This is a genomic window from Streptomyces sp. NPDC015346 (genome assembly GCF_043078785.1).
Lineage (GTDB): Bacteria > Actinomycetota > Actinomycetes > Streptomycetales > Streptomycetaceae > Streptomyces.
Genome location: NZ_JBIBTW010000004.1, coordinates 339,723 through 354,869 on the forward strand (window position 1 = coordinate 339,723; position 15,147 = coordinate 354,869).

Consider the following 15,147-nt stretch of genomic DNA (forward strand, 5'->3'; position numbering starts at 1 on the left):
GTACAAGGCATTCCTACGCGGCTTCGCGCCGCACCGGGCTCTCGTGCTCGACGACGTCGGGCTCGGCCTCCGCCGGGTCCGCCTCGCGCGGTGGTGTCGACACCGCGCTCGCGGCGGCACAGGACGCCAGCAGGTCACTCATCGAGATGCGCTCTTCCGCGCGCTCTGGCGTCGCCATGCATGCCTCCCGTAGGTTAGGTACACCTAACCAGCTCGTGCATCCATGTCACCACGGCTCGTACGACCGATGCAACATCTTCCCGACACCTTGTCGGAACCTACGTACGTTCAGCCGTGCGGCACCGGCGAGGTCTCATCCGAGCCGGAGTTCCTCGTCCGCCCACCGGGCGCCGATCCCGCGCAGCACGACCGTGCGCCGGTCGTCGTCCGTGTCGCCGACGACCCGGTGGATCAGCACGTGCAGCCGGTCCTCCGTCAGGTCCTCGACCTTGCCGTCGCCCCACTCCACGACGACCACCGACTCGGGCAGCGAGACGTCCAGGTCGAGGTCCTCCATCTCGTCGAGGCCGCCGCCGAGGCGGTAGGCGTCGACATGGACCAGGGCGGGGCCGCCGACCAGGGAGGGGTGGACGCGGGCGATGACGAAGGTCGGGGAGGTGACGGCGCCCCGCACGCCGAGGCCCTCGCCCAGGCCGCGGGTGAGCGTCGTCTTCCCGGCGCCCAGCTCGCCGGTGAGCATCACGAGGTCGCCGGGGCGCAGCAGCTTCGCCAGGCGGCGGCCGATCTCCTGCATCTGCTCGGGGGAGTCGACGTCGAGCGTGGCCCCGGAGGCGGGGGCGGAGGGGGTGAGCGGTGCTTCCATACGACCAAACTTAGCCGCTGACCGAACCCGTCCTCGCCCCTGTCGCGGGGACCGCGCCGACCCGGACGAGCAGGTCCGCCAGCCGGTCGGTGACCGCCTCGGGGTGCTCCAGCATCACCAGGTGCCCGGCGTCCGGCACGATGACCAGTTCGCTGTCCGGCAGCAGATCGGCGATGGCCTCGGTGTGCGAACTGGGGGTGACCAGGTCACGGTCGCCGGCCAGGGCGAGCACCGGCACGTCACGGAAGGCGGCGAGCGCCTCCGCCTTGTCGTGATCGGCGAAGGCCGGATAGAACTCGGCGACCACGTCGATCGGCGTCGACTCGATCATCCGCTCCGCGAACCGGGCGACCGCCGGGTCCACGTCCTTCGAGGAGAAGGAGTACCTCTTGATCAGCCCGGCGAAGAGATCGGCGGTGGCCCTGCGGCCCCGCTCGACCAGCTCCGCCTGTGAGCCGAGCGCCTTCAGGACGCCGGGCAGCACCCGCCGCACCGCGTTGACCCCGGCCGTCGGCAGCCCGTAGTTCACCTCACCCAGCCGGCCCGTGGAGGTGCCGACGAAGGCCACCCCGACGACCCGCTCGCGGATCAGCTCGGGGTACGCGTCGGCGAGCGCCATGATCGTCATGCCGCCCATCGAGTGCCCCACCAGGACCAGCGGTCCCACGGGCGCGGCCGCGTCGATGACGGCCTTCAGGTCGCGGCCGAGGCGGTCGATGGAGACGGGCAGCCCGTCGGGCCCGGCCTGGGCGACCCCCCGCTCGGACCGCCCGTGACTGCGCTGGTCCCAGTGGACGGTACGGACCAGGCCGCGCAGCGCCGCCCGCTGGAAGTGCCAGGAGTCCTGGGTGAGGCAGTAGCCGTGGCTGAAGACGACCGTCACGGGGGCGGGGGCCTTGCGGCCGAAGAGCCGCCGCTTGCGCGGGGCGCTGCCGGGCCTGTTCTCCGGGTCGACCTCGTCGACCTCGTAGTACAGGGCGGTGGTGTCGTCGGCGATCGCCTTGCCGGGGGTGCCCCGGAGGGAGCCGTAGGGGCCGGAGGCGTCGAGAGCGAGGCGCGCCTTCTGGCGCATGCCGCGCCCGACGGTGAGCCGCTCCAGGGCGACGCCGGCCGCCGCGCCGGCGGCCAGGACGCCCAGCGCGGCACCGGCGAAGCCGGCCCGGCGCCAGTTGTCGGTGCTGGACTCGCTCACGTGATCGCTCCCCGTCCCTCGCCGCGACTCTCTCGGCGTCTCTTCTCTCGGCGTCTCTCTCGGCTGCCGCTACCCGTTCAGATAGACGCGCGGGACGCGCGCGCCGATGCGCGTGACGATCTCGTACGCGATGGTGTCGGCGGCCCGTGCCCAGTCCTCGGCGGTCGGCTCGCCCCGGTCGCCGGGGCCGAAGAGCAGCGCCTCCGCGCCCGGCTCGACGGTGTCGCTCCCGAGGTCGACCACGAACTGGTCCATGGCGACCCGGCCGGCCACCCGGCGGACCCGGTCGCCGACCAGGACGGGGCCGCGGCCGGAGGCGTGGCGCGGGATGCCGTCGGCGTACCCGAGCGGCACCAGGCCGAGGTGCGTCTCCCGCTCGGTGACGTAGTGGTGTCCGTAGCTGACGCCGTGCCCGGCGGGGACCTGCTTGACCAGGGCGATGCTCGCCGCGAGCGTCATCACCGGGCGCAGGCCGAAGTCGGCGGAGGTGCCGAGCTCGGGGCTGGGCGAGACGCCGTACATGGCGATGCCCGGCCGGACGAGGTCGAAGTGGGTCTCGGGCAGGGTGAGGGTGGCCGGGGAGTTGGCGATGTGCCGGACCTCGGGCTCGACGCCCGCCTTCTCGGCGTACTCCAGCATCGTGTGGAAGGAGTCGAGCTGGGAGGCGATGGAGGGGTGGCCGGGCTCGTCGGCGCAGGCGAAGTGCGACCAGAGACCGGTGATCGTGAGCAGGCCCTGGCTCTCGGCCTTCAGGGCCTCGCCGACGAGTTCCGGCCAGTCGGCGGGCTGGCAGCCGTTGCGGCCGAGGCCGGTGTCGGCCTTCAGCTGGACACGCGCCCGCTTCCCCGTCTGCCGGGCGGCTTCGACGACCTCCCGAAGGGCCCACATTCCGCTGACGGTCATGTCGAGGCCGGCCGCGACGCCGTCCGCCCAGGGGTCTCCGGGCGTCCAGAGCCAGCACAGGATCCGCGCGTCGGCCTCCGTGATCCCGGCGGCGCGCAGCGCGAGCGCCTCGTGCGGGGTGGCCGTGCCGAGCCAGCCGACGCCCGCGTCGAGGGCGGCGCGGGCACAGCGGACGGCGCCGTGTCCGTACGCGTCCGCCTTGACCACGGCCATCACCTGGGCGTGGGGCGCGACGCGGGCGCGCAGCGTGCGGACGTTCGCACGCAGCGCGCCGAGGTCGATCTCGGCGCGGGCTCTGCGGGGCGGCGGTGTCTCAGTCATCGCGCCCAGTCTCTCAGGTGTCAGCTCCCGGGCCGCTTTCCCCAGATGTAGACCCGGTCACCCTTGCGGAGCACGTCCCAGAGTTTCTTGGCGTGGGCGTGGCTGAGATTGACGCAACCCCGGCTGCCGGTGGGGGTGGCGAGCTGGCCGTAGACGGCGTGGAAGGCCTGTCCGCCGTCGAAGAACTGGGAGTAGGGCATGGGGGTGTTGTAGATGGTGGACCAGTGGTTCTTGTTGCGCCAGTAGATCTTCTTCCAGCCGGTACGGGTGCGGTAGCCGGGACGGCCGCTGCGGATGTTGACCGGTCCGAAGGTGACCTTCTTGTTCTTCCGCACCCACATGAGCTCGCGGTTCAGGTCGACGCAGGCGACGGTCTCCTTCTTGGCGGGGCACTTGCCGGCGGGGTCGGGGTTCTTGCGGGCGGCGAGGAGCTCGGCGCGGGCCCAGGTGACGGGCCCCGCGTACCCGTTGGCGGGTTTGATCTTCTCCTTGACCTGGAAGGCGCGGATGGCCTTGCAGTCGGCGGCGGACTGCTTGCCGTCGGCCTTGAGCCCGAGCAGCTGCTCGACCCGACGCTGGTGGCTGCCGGTCTTGGCGGTGCAGGCGGCGGCGAGGGCGCTGCGCGGCACGTACTCGACCAGTTCGTCGACAGGGGCCTCGGGCTCGGGTACGGGGATCCCCTCACCCTCCTGCTGGAGCGGCGGCAACACCTGGTCGGGCGTGTCCATGGGGTACTCGGCCCGCCCGCCGCCGGGGACTCCTGGGACGAGGACGTCGGGCGCGGGGGCGGGCGCCGGGGCCGGGGGCGGCGGCGCCGGGTCGGCGAGCGCGGGGCCGGGGGTCAGCGGAAGGGCGGCTGCGGCCACGAGCAGCAGCGTCACGGCACGAGAGGGGGCGGTCGATCTGATCACGCGCCCAGCCAATCCGCCCCCGCGCCGCTCCGCCCGCCCAACCCCACACCTGGACCAACGCTTTCCCCCGGCCGGGGGTGGGCTTCCCTGCTACGAGGTGACGTCCCGCCACGCCCCCGACAGCGCCGTCGCCACCTCTCCCGCCGCGATCGGCGACGCACCTCCTGACGCGCCGCCCGACGCGCCGCCCGAAGCGGCACCCGACGCGCCCCCCGACGCCCGCCGCGCCGCCAGGCCGTGCAGGTACGCGGCCGCCGAGCCGGCGTCCAGGGCCGGCAGGCCCGCGGCCAGCAAGGACCCCGCGAGACCCGACAGGACATCGCCGCTGCCCGCCGTCGCCAGCCAGGACGTGCCCGTGGGGTTCACCCGGACCGGCCCGCGCCCCCCGGCCTCCGCCACCAGCGTCGTCGAGCCCTTCAAGAGCACCGTCGCCCCGAAGCGCGCCGCCAGCTCCCGTACCGCCGCGAGGCGACCGGCCTCCACCGCCTCCCTGGCCACGCCGAGGAGCGCCGCCGCCTCCCCCGCGTGCGGGGTGAGGAGCGTCGGGGCCGTACGGGTCCGGACCAGCTCCGCCGACAGGTCCCGCAGCCCGTCCGCGTCCACCAGCACCGGCACGTCCGAGGCCAGGACGTCGTCCACGCCCGGCGCGTCGCCGAGCCCCGGCCCCACCACCCACGCCTGCACCCGCCCCGCCTTCGCCGGCGGCCCCGCGTGCACCAGCGTCTCCGGAAAGCGCGCGATCACGGCCTCCCCCGCCGGCCCGACGTACCGCACGGCCCCCGCGCCGCCGTGCAGCGCGCCCGCCACCGCGAGGACGGCCGCGCCCGGATAGCGCCGGGAGCCGGCGACCACGCCCACCACGCCCCGCCGGTACTTGTCGCTCTCGGCCGCCGGGACGGGCAGCATCCGGGCCACCTCCTCGTGCTGGAGGGCCTGGAGCTCGGGCACGGAGGGCAGGAAGTCCCCAAGACCGATGTCGACGAGCCGTACCGCACCCGCGTACTCCCGCGCCGGGTCGATCAGCAACCCCGGCTTGTACGCCCCGAAGGTCACCGTCGCGTCCGCGCGCAGCACCTCGCCCGTCACCTCCCCCGTGTCCGCGTCGACCCCGCTCGGCAGGTCGACGGCGACGACGACCGCGCCAGAGCCGCGCGCCGCCCGGGCGACCGGGACCGCGTCCGGCCGCAGCCCCCCGCGCCCGCCGATTCCGGTGATCCCGTCCAGGACGAGATCGGCCGCCGCGAGCGGCTCGAACGGATCCTCCGCCACGCGCCCCCCGGCCGCCCGCAGCGCGGCGAGCCCGCCCTGGTGCGCGCGCGAGCCGAGCAGGACGGCCGTCACGCCCGCCCCGCGCCGCGCGAGCCGCGCCCCGGCGAAGAGCGCGTCGCCGCCGTTGTCCCCGCTGCCCACGAGCAGGACGACCCTCGCTCCGTACACCCGGCCACGGCCGAGCAGCGAGAAGCAGGCGGCGGCGAGCCCGGCGGCCGCCCGTCGCATGAGCGTGCCCTCCGGCAGACGGCTCATCAGCTCGGCCTCCGCGGCCCGGATCGTCTCCACACGGTAAGCGGTACGCATGCCCCGCAGTCTGCCGCACGACTCAAGCCCGTGCGTGGGGACGCGGGTTGACGCCCGCTCGGAAGGGGGCGCGGCGGTACGGCTCGTAGGCCGCCGCACCGCGCCCCCGTACGGCCTCCGCACCGCCCGCGTACCGCCGCGCCGTACCCCCTCGTACCGCCGTACGCCCGCCGGGGGCTAACCCTCCGCGATCACCACCGCCGACGCCACGCCCGCGTCATGGCTGAGCGACACGTGCCAGTGCCGCACCCCCAGCTCCGCCGCCCGTGCCGCCACCGTCCCGCGCACCCGCAGCCGGGGCTGCCCGCTCTCCTCGACGTACACCTCCGCGTCGGTCCAGTGCAGACCCGCCGGCGCCCCGAGCGCCTTGGCCAGCGCCTCCTTCGCCGCGAAGCGGACGGCCAGCGAGGCGGGCCCGCGCCGCTCGCCGCTCGGCAGCAGCAGCTCCCGTTCGACGAAGAGCCGCTGGAGCAGCCCGGGGGTCCGCTCCAGCGAGGCCGCGAAGCGGTCCACCTCGGCCACGTCGATGCCCACCCCGATGATCATTCGCTCATCACTCCACGGTCACAGATTTCGCCAGGTTGCGCGGCTGGTCCACCTCGTTGCCGCGCGCCGTGGCCAGTTCGCAGGCGAAGACCTGGAGCGGCACGGTGGAGACCAGCGGCTGGAGCAGCGTAGGCGTTGCCGGGATACGGATGAGATGGTCGGCGTACGGGACGACGGTCTCGTCGCCCTCCTCGGCGATGACGATCGTCCGCGCCCCGCGCGCCCGGATCTCCTGGATGTTGGAGACGATCTTGTCGTGGAGGACCGACCGGCCCTTCGGGGACGGCACCACGACGACGACCGGCAGGTCCTCCTCGATGAGCGCGATCGGCCCGTGCTTGAGCTCGCCCGCCGCGAAGCCCTCGGCGTGCATGTACGCCAGTTCCTTCAGCTTCAGCGCGCCTTCGAGGGCCACCGGGTAGCCGACGTGCCGGCCGAGGAAGAGGACCGTGTCCTTGTGCGCGAGCGAACGGGCCAGCGCGCGCACCGGCTCCATCGTCTCCAGGACGCGCTCGACGTCGTCGGCGCTCCGGGCGAGTTCGCGGATCACGGCGTGGATCTCGTCGCCCCACTTCGTACCGCGCACCTGCCCCAGATACAGCGCCACCAGATAGCAGGCCACCAACTGCGTCAGGAAGGCCTTCGTCGACGCGACGGCGACCTCGGGACCGGCGTGCGTGTAGAGCACGGCGTCCGACTCCCTGGGGATCGTGGAGCCGTTCGTGTTGCAGATGGCGAGCACCTTCGCGCCCTGCTCGCGCGCGTGCCGCAGGGCCATCAGGGTGTCCATCGTCTCGCCGGACTGGGAGATGGCGATGACGAGGGTGCGCTGGCCGAGGATGGGGTCGCGGTAGCGGAACTCGCTGGCGAGCTCCACCTCGCAGGGGATCCTGGTCCAGTGCTCGATCGCGTACTTCGCGATCAGACCGGAGTGGAAGGCGGTGCCGCAGGCGATGATGACGACCTTGTCGGCCTCGCGCAGCACCGCGTCGGGGATGCGCACCTCGTCGAGCCTGAGACGGCCCTCGGCGTCGATCCGCCCGAGGAGGGTGTCGGCGACGGCCTTGGGCTGCTCGGCGATCTCCTTGAGCATGAAGTAGTCGTAACCGCCCTTCTCGGCGGCCGAGGCGTCCCAGTCCACGTGGTACGACCGTACGTCGGCGGGGGCGCCGCCGAAGTCGGTGACCTCGACGCCCTCGCGGGACAGCTTCACCACCTGGTCCTGGCCCAGTTCGATGGCCGCGCGCGTATGGGCGATGAAGGCGGCCACGTCGGAGGCGAGGAAGAACTCACCCTCGCCGACGCCGACCACCAGCGGTGAGTTGCGGCGCGCGCCGACGACCACGTCGGGCTCGTCGGCGTGCACCGCGACCAGCGTGAACGCCCCGTCGAGCCGGCGGCACACCAGCCGCATCGCCTCCGCGAGGTCGCCGCAGGAGGAGAACTCCTCGGCGAGGAGATGGGCGACGACCTCGGTGTCCGTCTCGGACGCCAGGTCGTGGCCCCGCTCCTCCAGCTCGGCGCGCAGGGCGGCGAAGTTCTCGATGATCCCGTTGTGGACGACGGCCACGCGCCCCGCGTTGTCCAGATGCGGGTGCGCGTTGGCGTCGGTGGGCCCGCCGTGGGTGGCCCAGCGGGTGTGCCCGATGCCGGTGGCGCCGCTCGGCAGCGGCCGGTCCACCAGCTCTTTCTCCAGATTGACGAGCTTGCCCGCCTTCTTCGCCGCGGCCAGTCCTCCGTCGGAGAGCACCGCGACACCGGCCGAGTCGTAGCCCCGGTACTCGAGCCGCTTGAGGCCCGCGATCACCACATCAAGCGCCGACTGCCCGCCGACGTAACCCACGATTCCGCACATGGTCGGCAGCCTAAGGCCGAAGGCCGCCGCGGGGCCGGACTCAGCCCAGCTTGGTGGACTGCGCGTCGACGACGGCCTTCGGGAGCTCCGTCACCTTGCCGGCGAGGCTGATGACGGAGAAGGACGCGAGGGTGTTGCCCTTGCGGAAGGCCACGAGCTTGCTGATGAACGGCTTGCCGTCCATGTCGGTGGTGACGGTGAAGGCGACGGCCTCCTCACCGGCGGTCACGGTCTCCGGGGCGACCTTCATGATCTTCGTCTTCTCGCCGCCGCCGTTCAGCGTGAAGCCGCCCGCGCACTCGGCGCCGGCCGTCTTCAGCGAGGCGAACGCGTCCTGGGCGCCCTTCCCGTCGTACGAGCCGAGCGTCACGGCCGTCACCGGCGCGCCCAGCGCGCCCATGATGTCCTCCGGCGAGGTCGCCTTGTCCTTCTTCGGCTCGGCGATCGCCTTGCGCATGACGCTGGCCCCGGGGTTTCCGGTCGCGATGAACGACAGGGCGTCGGCGAGCGGCTTGCAGGCCGGCTTGTCCGTCGTGACGGCGCTGGACGGAACGACGTCGGTCGGCTTGCCCTTCTGCACCTGGTACCCCGGGACATCGGCCCGCTCGATGATCAGCTTCTCCAGCTCGGCGGCGGAGAGCGCCTTGGCGTCGGGCGCGGCGGAGGCGGAGGCGGAGCCCTTGGGGGCGTCCTTCCCCTTGTCGCCGCCCTCCTCCTTTCCACCACCGCAGGCGGTGACGAGCAGCGCCAGAGAGACGGTGGTGGCGGCGACGGCGGTACGGCGAAGGGCGGTGGCTCTCATGACGCAACTCTCTGTCGGGGCAAGCGAATCTGTGCGAACCCTATGTACGGGCCGCGCCCCGTGGCTCACCGGGGTGCGCTCCCCCGACGGCCTCGACGAACACCCGGAGGGCTTCGGCACTGGCGGCGACGATGACGCCGGGCACCTTGCTGTCACGGATGCGGACGGAGCCGTCGGGGGCGAGGGCGACGCAGACGCAGTTGGAGGCATCGCCGCTGTAGGAGGACTTCCTCCACTGGTACGTGGGCACTTTGCAGCCCCTCCTCAGATCTCTTGGACAAGCCGGTGGATGAAATCCCGCGAGGCGGCCGGGCTCAGAGCGGCTTCCTGTATCCGGTCGAGTACCGACGCGTACTTCGCCAGTTGGGCTCGCGCGTCGAGGAACTCACAGCCGTGGTGGGTGTCCAACTGCACGGTGTCGAGCTGGGGCACTGAGCCCGAGATGTAGTCCACGGACTGCCCGGTGCCCGCGAAGCCACTGCCGAAGGGGGTCACCTGCACGGTGATGTTGTCCCGCTCCCCCATGTCGATGAGGTGCTGGAGCTGCGCGCGGGAGACCTCCGGCCCGCCGAAACCCATCCGCAGCGCGGCCTCATGGATCAGCGCGGTGTAGGGCACCGGGGCTTCGCCGTACAGCACGCCCTGCCGCTTGATGCGGTGGGAAAGCCGGTGCTCCATCTCGTACGGAAGGAGCGGCGGCGCCACTTCCCGGAACAGCGCCCGGGCGTGATCGGCCGTCTGAAGCAGAGCCGGGATGTGAATCACCAGGCTGACGCGCAAGGCCACGGCGTGATGCTCCAGTTCGGCCAGGTCGGCCAGGGCTGCGGGCAGGTACTCGCGGTACTCGTCCCACCAGCCCCGGGTCCGCCCGCCCGTCATGGCACACAGCGCTTCGACGAGCGGCTCGTCCGCGCAGTCGTAGCCGCGCGCGAAGGCGCGCACTCGCTCGGCGCTCACCGCGTAACGGCCCGACTCGATACTGCTGACGCGCGCCTGGTTGAGGCCGAGCAGCGCTGCGGCGCTGGTGGAGCTGAGGCCGGCCTGCTCGCGCAACTTCCGCAGCTCCGCGCCGAGTCGCTGTTGGCGGAGCGTGGGGGCAGTACTGGGACGCACAGATCTCCGTTCGTCGCACACACATTCACGACCCTGTCACCCACACAGGGCATCTTGCGATGGTTCTCATTAGATCGCTGGTAGGTATATCAACACGAGCTCTACGGTGTGACTCAAGCCCCTCGGCCGAGCCGGAAGCGCACCGCGTCCACGCGGCAATGCCACCGCACGGCCCGCCGTCGCAGAGTGACCCAACTCCACCTCCTCGCAGGAGACTTCCGTGACCACCGTAGCCCCATCCCCGCACGCCCCCTGGTCGTACGTCCTCCACCTCCCCCACGATCCCCGCGCACCCCGCGTCGCCCGCATGACGCTGCGCGCCGCCCTCGGGGGCCACGGCATGGAGGACCGTCTCGACACCGCCGAGCTGCTCGCCTGCGAGCTGATCACCAACGCGTACCGGCACTCCTGCGGCCCGGCCATGCTCCGCCTTCGGCACATGGACGGCGGATGGCTACGGATCAGCGTCTGGGACACCAACCCGCTCATCCCGCCACCGTTCGACAGGCCCCCCGGCGCACTGCGGGCCGTACCGACGCATCCGCCGGCGGACAGCGAGACCGGCCGGGGCCTCCTGCTGGTCCAGTTCTGCGCCGACAACTGGGGTGGCTACCCGCTGGGCGACGACCTCTTCGGGCGCGGCGGCAAACTCCTCTGGTGCGAACTGGCACCCACGCCGGGGCTGACCCAGGCAGCCTGACCGGAAGCGCCCGACGGCAGTGCGGGCAGGCACTCCGGGCGAGCGTTTCCGGCTGCTTCTGGCGCTGGCCGCCCTTCCTTCCGAGAGTCGCGCCCTCCGGCGACGCGTCAAGGGCGCTCCTTCGTCGCGTCGGCTCCGCCGATTCCGCTGCGCTCCACCCTTGACCCGCCACCTCCGGGCGCGTGAAAACTCTCGGAGGGCGGCCCGGGGGTGGGGTCCCCACGCGCCGGCTTCCTCGGCGCGCAGCGCCGTGGGCGTGTGCGGGGCGGTGGGTGGATTGCGCGGCAGTGGAATGGGGCGGCCCGGCACGGCTTAGCGGCTGACGGCCGTCCGTTGGCCGGGCCTCATGCCCCGCTGGCGGCTGTTCCGGTGGGGGGTCGGGCGCCCATTCGGGGCTTCCAGCGTGCCTAAGTGCTGCCTACTTCCGGTAACACCGGACCGGATGCCCCATTTGCGGGGATACCGGGCCTCGGCGGGGCAAGTTCGCTGCGGTTTTGGCTGCCGGACAGTGCCCAGCGGGGCATGAAGCCCCACCGCCCACCGAAGGTCACTCGCTAAGCCGGGCCGGGCCGCCCCACTCCACTGCCGCGCAATCCACCCACGCGGCCGCAGGCGCCCGCCCAACGGAGGAACGATTCTGCGAAGGCGTGGGGACCCCACCCCGGGCCGCCCTCCGAGTGTGAAAAGGCGCCCGGAGCCGGGCGGTCAAGGGTGGGCGGAGCCCATCGCGCAGCGACGCGACGAAGGAGCGCCCTTGAGGGGCCGGCGGAGGGCGCCACACTCGGAGAGAGGGCGGCCACCACCAGAAACCCACGAACCCGGCCCACCCCAAGGCCCCCGAGCCCCCCGAGCCCCCCGAGCCCCCCGCGTGACCCACCCCACCCCCCACAACCGCCCCCGACCCCCGACAATGGCCCTGTGATCACTTCGCCGCCACGAAGCGCCCCCGGCAATGGCAACGGCAACGGCCAGCGCCGGCCCGAGGCCACCCCCTACGTGGACCTCACCCGCGCCGAGTGGAGCGCGCTGCGCGACAAGACGCCGCTTCCGCTCTCCGCCGACGAGGTCGAGCGGCTCCGTGGCCTCGGCGACGTCATCGACCTCGACGAGGTCCGCGACGTCTACCTCCCGCTCTCCCGTCTGCTCAACCTCTACGTCCAGGCCACCAGCGGTCTGCGCGGCGCCCTGAACACCTTCCTCGGCGAGCGGGGCGAGCAGCGTGGCACCCCCTTCGTCATAGGGGTCGCCGGTTCCGTCGCGGTCGGCAAGTCCACCGTCGCCCGTCTCCTCCAGGCGCTCCTCGCCCGCTGGCCGGAGCACCCGAGCGTGGAGCTGGTCACCACCGACGGCTTCCTCTATCCCATGGAGGAGCTCAAGGCTCGCGGCCTCATGTCCCGTAAGGGCTTCCCCGAGTCGTACGACAGAAGAGCCCTGACCCGGTTCGTCGCCGACATCAAGGCGGGCAAGGACGAGGTCACGGCCCCCGTCTACTCCCACCTGATCTACGACATCGTGCCCGGCGAGCGGCTCGTCGTGCGCCGCCCCGACATCCTGATCGTCGAGGGGCTCAACGTCCTCCAGCCGGCCCTGCCCGGCAAGGACGGCCGTACCCGCGTCGGTCTCGCCGACTACTTCGACTTCTCGGTGTACGTCGACGCCCGGCCCGAGGACATCGAGCGCTGGTACCTCAACCGTTTCCGCAAGCTGCGCGAGACGGCGTTCCAGAACCCCTTCTCGTACTTCCAGCGCTACACCCAGGTCTCCGAGGAGGAGGCGCTGGACTACGCCCGCACGATGTGGCGGACGATCAACAAGGTGAACCTCCTGGAGAACGTGGCTCCCACGCGCGGCCGTGCGACGCTCGTCGTCCGCAAGGGCCCCGATCACAAGGTGCAGCGCCTGAGCCTCCGTAAGCTCTGAGGATGCTGCATCTGCGGATAATCGTTCCTTCCGAGCACACGGAGGCGACGGTCCAGCTCATCGAGAAGACCGTCGGCACCACCCATCTGGTCGTCCTGCCCGGGGCCGCCCGGGACCCCTCCGGCGACGTGGTGCTGTGTGACGTCGCGCGCGAGGCGGGTGACGAACTGCTCGGCGGACTGCGCGACCTGAACATCGATCAGGACGGCTCGATCGCCGTCGAGAACATCGATCTCTCCCTCTCCAAGCGCGCGGACGACGCCGAGGAGGAGGCTCCGGGCGAGGGCGCCGACGCGGTGCTCTGGGAGCAGATGTCCGAGGCGACCCACGAGGAGTCGACCCTCTCGATCACCTATTGCGCGTTCATGATCCTGGCGACGATGATCGCGGCCTGTGGTGTCGTCCTGGACAACGCGATCCTGATCGTGGGCGCGATGGCGGTCGGCCCGGAGTTCGGTCCGCTCGCCGGTGTCTGTACGGGTGTGGTGCGGCGGGCTCCGAGGCTGGCCGCGCGCTCCCTGACAGCGCTGCTGATCGGTTTCGCGGTGGCGATAGCGGCGACCACCGTCTTCAGTCTGGGGATGGACGCGCTGGATCTGTTCAGTGAGGATCAGCTCGACGATCCCCGGCCCAACACGAGCTTCATCTGGCAGCCGGACCCGTTCTCCTTCGTCGTGGCGGTCCTCGCCGGGGTGGCCGGCGTCCTCTCGCTGACCTCGTCGAAGTCCGGGGCCCTGGTGGGCGTCGCGATCTCGGTCACCACGGTCCCGGCCGCCGCGAACGCCGCCGTGGCCCTCAGCTACGGGCAGGTCGGCCAGATGTGGGGCTCGGCGGAGCAGCTGCTGCTGAACCTGCTCGGCATCATGCTGGCGGGCATTCTGACGCTGTACGGACAGAAGCTGCTCTGGCGGACCCAGCGCGGCCGCTGGACCCGTACCGGTAAGCGCTGAGCGACGCTCCCCCAACATGCGAAGGCCCCGCCTCCCGGTCTCCCGGGCGGCGGGGCCTGCTCGTCATCGTCATCAGCTCGAAGAAGCTAGCCCAGCGTGGACTTCACCACGTCGGCGAGCCGGCCCGCCACCGACCGCGCCTGCTCGATGTCGGCGGCCTCCACCATCACGCGTACCAGCGGCTCCGTCCCGGAGGAACGCAGCAGCACCCGGCCGGTGGTGCCGAGCTCGCGCTCGGCCTCGGTGACCGCCGCGGCCAGCTCTCCCGAGGTCGTCACGCGCGTCTTGTCGACGTCGCGGACGTTGACGAGCACCTGGGGCAGGCGCTCCATCACACCGGCCAGCTCGGCGAGGGACTTGCCCGTCGCCGTGAGCCGGGCGGCCAGCATCAGGCCGGTCAGGGTGCCGTCGCCGGTGGTGGCGTGGTCGAGCACGATCACGTGCCCGGACTGCTCGCCGCCCAGCGCGTACCCGTGCTCCTTCATGGACTCCAGGACATAGCGGTCGCCGACCGCCGTCTGTACGAGCCGCAGCCCCTCGCGCTCCATGGCGAGCTTGAAGCCGAGGTTGGACATCACGGTCGCGACGACGGTGTCGCCGCGCAGCGTCCCGGCCTCGCGCATCGCGAGCGCGAGGACGGCGAGGATCTGGTCGCCGTCGACCTCGTTGCCCGCCGCGTCGACGGCGAGGCAGCGGTCCGCGTCGCCGTCGTGGGCGATGCCGAGGTCCGCGCCGTGCTCGACGACGGCGGCCTTGAGCAGGTCGAGGTGGGTGGAGCCGCAGCCGTCGTTGATGTTGAGGCCGTTCGGTTCGGCACCGATGGTGACGACCTCGGCGCCGGCCCGGGAGAACGCCTCGGGCGACACGCGCGCGGCGGCGCCGTGGGCCTCGTCGAGGACGACCTTGAGCCCGTCGAGCCGGTTCGGCAGGACGGCGATGAGGTGGGCGACGTACTTGTCGAAGCCCTCGTCGTAGTCGCGGACCCGGCCGACGCCGGAGCCGGTCGGCCGCTCCCAGGGGGCGCCGGTGCGGTGCTCCTCGTAGAGGGACTCGATCCGGTCCTCCAGCTCGTCGGCGAGCTTGTGGCCACCGCGGGCGAAGAACTTGATGCCGTTGTCGGGCATCGCGTTGTGGCTGGCGGAGAGCATCACGCCGAGGTCGGCGCCGAGCGCCCCGGTGAGATAGGCCACGGCGGGGGTGGGCAGCACGCCGACGCGCAGGACGTCGACACCCGCGCTCGCGAGGCCCGCCACGACGGCGGCCTCCAGGAACTCTCCCGACGCACGCGGGTCGCGCCCGACCACGGCGGTCGGCCGATGGCCCTCGAAGGTCCCCGCTTCGGCGAGCACGTGCGCCGCCGCGACCGACAGGCCGAGCGCGAGCTCCGCCGTCAGATCCGCGTTGGCCACACCGCGCACACCGTCCGTGCCGAAGAGTCGTCCCACAGCTGTCCTCCGAAACTGCTCCGAAAGTGCGATCCCCTGAGCCTGTGATGCCCGTTTTTACTGCGCGAGCCGACCAGAACGTACTCAGGGG

General features: G+C 72.3%; 15 protein-coding genes. 3 read left to right on the forward strand and 12 right to left on the reverse strand.

The features are described from left to right. Positions 1-13: 13 nt before the first annotated feature. The 11 genes from ACF06X_RS16605 to ACF06X_RS16655 form a co-directional block, all read right to left on the reverse strand. Positions 14-142 (reverse strand): hypothetical protein, encoded by a 129-nt coding sequence (locus tag ACF06X_RS16605; protein ID WP_392287997.1) that lies wholly within the window; start codon positions 140-142, stop codon positions 14-16. A 171-nt stretch (positions 143-313) separates the two neighbouring features. Then, positions 314-823, reverse strand: coding sequence for a tRNA (adenosine(37)-N6)-threonylcarbamoyltransferase complex ATPase subunit type 1 TsaE (tsaE, locus tag ACF06X_RS16610; RefSeq protein WP_392287998.1), 510 nt, complete (start codon positions 821-823; stop codon positions 314-316). Positions 824-833: 10 nt separating this feature from the next. Next, the gene (locus ACF06X_RS16615; protein WP_392287999.1) at positions 834-2,015 is read right to left on the reverse strand and encodes an alpha/beta fold hydrolase; all 1,182 of its coding nucleotides are present in this window, start codon (positions 2,013-2,015) and stop codon (positions 834-836) included. 69 nt (positions 2,016-2,084) lie between these two features. Further along, positions 2,085-3,239: an alanine racemase gene (alr, locus tag ACF06X_RS16620; protein ID WP_392288000.1), complete on the reverse strand. Its 1,155-nt coding sequence runs from the start codon at positions 3,237-3,239 to the stop codon at positions 2,085-2,087. 20 nt (positions 3,240-3,259) lie between these two features. Next, positions 3,260-4,150, reverse strand: a complete 891-nt coding sequence (locus ACF06X_RS16625) for a L,D-transpeptidase family protein (RefSeq protein WP_392288001.1) — start codon at positions 4,148-4,150, stop codon at positions 3,260-3,262. A gap of 90 nt (positions 4,151-4,240) precedes the next feature. Continuing rightward, positions 4,241-5,725 (reverse strand): NAD(P)H-hydrate dehydratase, encoded by a 1,485-nt coding sequence (locus tag ACF06X_RS16630; protein ID WP_392288002.1) that lies wholly within the window; start codon positions 5,723-5,725, stop codon positions 4,241-4,243. 177 nt (positions 5,726-5,902) lie between these two features. Beyond that, positions 5,903-6,271 (reverse strand): holo-ACP synthase, encoded by a 369-nt coding sequence (locus tag ACF06X_RS16635; RefSeq protein ID WP_158989461.1) that lies wholly within the window; start codon positions 6,269-6,271, stop codon positions 5,903-5,905. A gap of 7 nt (positions 6,272-6,278) precedes the next feature. Further along, positions 6,279-8,126: a glutamine--fructose-6-phosphate transaminase (isomerizing) gene (gene glmS / locus ACF06X_RS16640; protein ID WP_392288003.1), complete on the reverse strand. Its 1,848-nt coding sequence runs from the start codon at positions 8,124-8,126 to the stop codon at positions 6,279-6,281. Between the two features lie 40 nt (positions 8,127-8,166). Further along, positions 8,167-8,928, reverse strand: a complete 762-nt coding sequence (locus tag ACF06X_RS16645; RefSeq protein ID WP_392288004.1) for a hypothetical protein — start codon at positions 8,926-8,928, stop codon at positions 8,167-8,169. A 40-nt stretch (positions 8,929-8,968) separates the two neighbouring features. Continuing rightward, a complete protein-coding gene (locus ACF06X_RS16650; protein WP_392288005.1) occupies positions 8,969-9,178 on the reverse strand; it encodes a DUF397 domain-containing protein in 210 nt (69 codons plus the stop codon). A gap of 14 nt (positions 9,179-9,192) precedes the next feature. Further along, entirely contained in the window at positions 9,193-10,041 is an 849-nt protein-coding gene (locus ACF06X_RS16655; RefSeq protein WP_392288006.1) for a helix-turn-helix domain-containing protein, read from the reverse strand. Positions 10,042-10,261: 220 nt separating this feature from the next. Here ACF06X_RS16655 and ACF06X_RS16660 point away from each other — a divergent pair, with 220 nt between their 5' ends. From ACF06X_RS16660 to ACF06X_RS16670, 3 genes are all read left to right on the forward strand, one after another. After that, positions 10,262-10,741, forward strand: coding sequence for an ATP-binding protein (locus tag ACF06X_RS16660; protein WP_392288007.1), 480 nt, complete (start codon positions 10,262-10,264; stop codon positions 10,739-10,741). Positions 10,742-11,659: 918 nt separating this feature from the next. After that, positions 11,660-12,661, forward strand: a complete 1,002-nt coding sequence (gene coaA / locus ACF06X_RS16665) for a type I pantothenate kinase (RefSeq protein WP_392288008.1) — start codon at positions 11,660-11,662, stop codon at positions 12,659-12,661. 2 nt (positions 12,662-12,663) lie between these two features. Further along, complete coding sequence (locus tag ACF06X_RS16670; protein WP_392288009.1) at positions 12,664-13,611, forward strand: DUF389 domain-containing protein; 948 nt, start codon at positions 12,664-12,666, stop codon at positions 13,609-13,611. An 86-nt stretch (positions 13,612-13,697) separates the two neighbouring features. Here the strand turns inward: ACF06X_RS16670 and glmM are convergent, their stop codons facing one another. Then, positions 13,698-15,056, reverse strand: a complete 1,359-nt coding sequence (glmM, locus tag ACF06X_RS16675) for a phosphoglucosamine mutase (RefSeq protein ID WP_392288010.1) — start codon at positions 15,054-15,056, stop codon at positions 13,698-13,700. Between the last annotated feature and the right edge of the window lie 91 nt (positions 15,057-15,147).

What these genes read in the sequence shown, in the direction of transcription:
- ACF06X_RS16605 (WP_392287997.1), bottom strand. Translation starts at nt 142, where the DNA reads ATGAGTGACCTGCTGGCGTCCTGTGCCGCCGCGAGCGCGGTGTCGACA.
- tsaE (WP_392287998.1), bottom strand. Translation starts at nt 823, where the DNA reads ATGGAAGCACCGCTCACCCCCTCCGCCCCCGCCTCCGGGGCCACGCTC.
- alr (WP_392288000.1), bottom strand. Translation starts at nt 3,239, where the DNA reads ATGACTGAGACACCGCCGCCCCGCAGAGCCCGCGCCGAGATCGACCTC.
- ACF06X_RS16630 (WP_392288002.1), bottom strand. Translation starts at nt 5,725, where the DNA reads ATGCGTACCGCTTACCGTGTGGAGACGATCCGGGCCGCGGAGGCCGAG.
- ACF06X_RS16635 (WP_158989461.1), bottom strand. Translation starts at nt 6,271, where the DNA reads ATGATCATCGGGGTGGGCATCGACGTGGCCGAGGTGGACCGCTTCGCG.
- glmS (WP_392288003.1), bottom strand. Translation starts at nt 8,126, where the DNA reads ATGTGCGGAATCGTGGGTTACGTCGGCGGGCAGTCGGCGCTTGATGTG.
- ACF06X_RS16645 (WP_392288004.1), bottom strand. Translation starts at nt 8,928, where the DNA reads ATGAGAGCCACCGCCCTTCGCCGTACCGCCGTCGCCGCCACCACCGTC.
- ACF06X_RS16670 (WP_392288009.1), top strand. Translation starts at nt 12,664, where the DNA reads ATGCTGCATCTGCGGATAATCGTTCCTTCCGAGCACACGGAGGCGACG.